The organism is Methanobrevibacter sp., assembly GCF_045541095.1.
In the GTDB taxonomy this organism is placed as follows: Archaea; Methanobacteriota; Methanobacteria; order Methanobacteriales; family Methanobacteriaceae; genus Methanocatella.
This window is the reverse complement of sequence record NZ_JAZQIJ010000261.1, coordinates 1-2,098: the sequence shown is the minus strand read 5'-3', so window position 1 is coordinate 2,098 and position 2,098 is coordinate 1. Positions and strand designations below refer to the sequence as shown.

The 2,098-nt window shown below is 34.8% G+C and carries 4 protein-coding genes; 3 read left to right on the top strand and 1 reads right to left on the bottom strand.

Features of this window, described 5'->3' with window-relative positions; translation table 11 throughout:
* The 3 genes from ACKI2P_RS11300 to ACKI2P_RS11290 all read left to right on the top strand — a co-directional run.
* On the top strand, positions 1-433 hold a 433-nt coding region (locus tag ACKI2P_RS11300; RefSeq protein ID WP_407377639.1), incomplete at its 5' end, for a zinc ribbon domain-containing protein.
* A 157-nt stretch (positions 434-590) separates the two neighbouring features.
* Positions 591-1,055 (top strand): flavodoxin, encoded by a 465-nt coding sequence (locus ACKI2P_RS11295; protein WP_407377638.1) that lies wholly within the window; start codon positions 591-593, stop codon positions 1,053-1,055.
* A complete protein-coding gene (locus ACKI2P_RS11290) occupies positions 1,048-1,563 on the top strand; it encodes a flavodoxin family protein (RefSeq protein WP_407377637.1) in 516 nt (171 codons plus the stop codon). The genes ACKI2P_RS11295 and ACKI2P_RS11290 overlap by 8 nt, the downstream gene beginning before the upstream one ends.
* Before the next feature lie 96 nt (positions 1,564-1,659).
* Here ACKI2P_RS11290 and ACKI2P_RS11285 read toward each other — a convergent pair whose 3' ends face one another.
* Entirely contained in the window at positions 1,660-1,959 is a 300-nt protein-coding gene (locus ACKI2P_RS11285; RefSeq protein ID WP_407377635.1) for a hypothetical protein, read from the bottom strand.
* Positions 1,960-2,098 lie beyond the last annotated feature (139 nt).

Here is a 2,098-nt window from a genome sequence, read left to right as displayed (position 1 = left end):
AAAATGGAAAAAACTACAAAAAAGACTACAAAAATGGTACAACAAAAGAACAAACCAATTAAACGACTATATAGAAAGATTATCTTATCAATTAGTCAAAAAATACGACACTATAATCTTTGAAGAAAACTACGCCAATATCAAGATTTTAATCGGAGGCGAACAAAACATGATATTTCCTCTATCGAGATTCATAAAAAGACTAAAAGACAAATTCCAACTCTACAAACCCAAAGCAAACGGCGTACAGTTCACAAAAAGCCACAATACAAGCAGAACATGCCATCACTGCGGACACATAAACAAAGAGTTAGAAGTCAAAACACGCAACTGGAAATGCCCTAAATGCGGAAAAATACTCGATAGAGACGTAAATGCCGCAATTAATATATTAAACCGCTGGTTCAACGGGGATAGCCTGAAAAATACTTAATTAACTTATTAAGTGAAAAAAATTCAGGAATCCCCACCCTCTTAGGGTGGGGTGGTTCAATTTTAAGATTTCACCAATTGCCCATTTCAAGAATTATAATTGTTGCGAATGTAAACAATTAAATAATATTAAATTCTAATTATACTTAGGTGATATGATGAGTAATGTTTTAGTAACTTATTTCTCCGCTAGTGGAGTTACAAAAAGTATTGCAGAAAAAATCGCTAGTGAAAACGGATATGATATTTTCGAAATCGAACCTGTTGAAGCTTATACTGCAGCAGACCTCGATTATATGGATAAGAATTCAAGATCAACAATTGAAATGAATGACAAATCATTCAGACCTCCAATAAAAGAAACATGTGATGTTTCAGAATATGACACAGTAGTAATAGGTTTTCCGGTATGGTGGTATACTGCACCGACAATCATTAACACATTCATAGAAAGTGTTGATTTAACAGGTAAAACCATCAAAGCATTCTGCACTTCCGGAGGATCCGGAATCGACAAATGCGTAACTGATCTTCAGAACACATACCCTGAACTTGACTTTGCAAAAGGTATGAGATTCATGGGTGATGTTTCAAAAGCTAAAGAATGGATTGAAAATGAGTAAAAAGGTAGTCCTTATAAGTTCCTCCCCGAGGAAAGGTCAAAACTCAGATACATTATGTGATGAGTTTGTAAAAGGAGCGATTGATGGAGGAAACGATGCTGTAAAATACTTCTTGGAAGACATTGAATTTTCATCATGCAAGGCCTGCTACAAATGCAAGACTCCTGAGATGAAGTGTTTTCAGGATGACGGAATTGCAGAAATTCTTGATGATATGATGGATGCAGATGTAATAGTCTATGCAACTCCTGTGTATTACTTTGAGATGTGCGGGACCCTGAAGATGTTTTTCGACAGATGTTATCCTATATTCCGCCACCTTGACAGCAAGGATTACTACATCATTCTGGCTGCAGGAAGTGATTGCGGTGATGCGATAACTGGTCTTGAAAGCTTTATCAAGTTTTCAATTAATCCAAAAATCAGGAAAGTTTTTAAAGCTTTGGGAAATGCAAAATCCCAAAAGCATTTGTTGGAGGAAGTGTTTGAAGCAGGCAAAAACTGCTAAAAACTTTTTTTAATTTTGTATTGAAATTGTAAAAGAATATAAAAAAAGAAGCATGAAATTAATCATGCTTCAATATTATTTTAAGACTTTTCAGGTCTATTTTCTGGTCATTGTAGTTGACCCGCCGAGAGCACCAATTTCCATTAATGCCAATATTGGATTTCTAGAAATGATTGTTGCATCTTCATCACTCTTGTTTTCCGCATCATTGCATGTGATAGTGGTCTTTGATGATTCGCTTTCGTCATCATCCGAGATGATGTTTAGGTCGTGGGTCTCGATATCTGATATACTTAAGTCAGTATCGTCATCATTGTCTGATGCACTCACGGCCGATGCAGGAAGAATTAAGCAGATAAATGCAAGTATTGCAAGTATTTTCCTTTTGGATGTCATTTTCAGGCCTCCCTAATTTTTCTATTTTTTCAACATTTTAAAATGCAAGTGTTTAATTTCATAAATTAAATTTATTTCGTTAGTTAATTATATAAATAAGCCTTTATATAAAGTTTTTCGAATGTAAGTGCTCACTTCT

Excerpts from the sequence above, each read along its gene's own strand:
- ACKI2P_RS11295 (WP_407377638.1), top strand. The coding sequence starts at position 591 with ATGAGTAATGTTTTAGTAACTTATTTCTCCGCTAGTGGAGTTACAAAA.
- ACKI2P_RS11290 (WP_407377637.1), top strand. The coding sequence starts at position 1,048 with ATGAGTAAAAAGGTAGTCCTTATAAGTTCCTCCCCGAGGAAAGGTCAA.
- ACKI2P_RS11285 (WP_407377635.1), bottom strand. The coding sequence starts at position 1,959 with ATGACATCCAAAAGGAAAATACTTGCAATACTTGCATTTATCTGCTTA.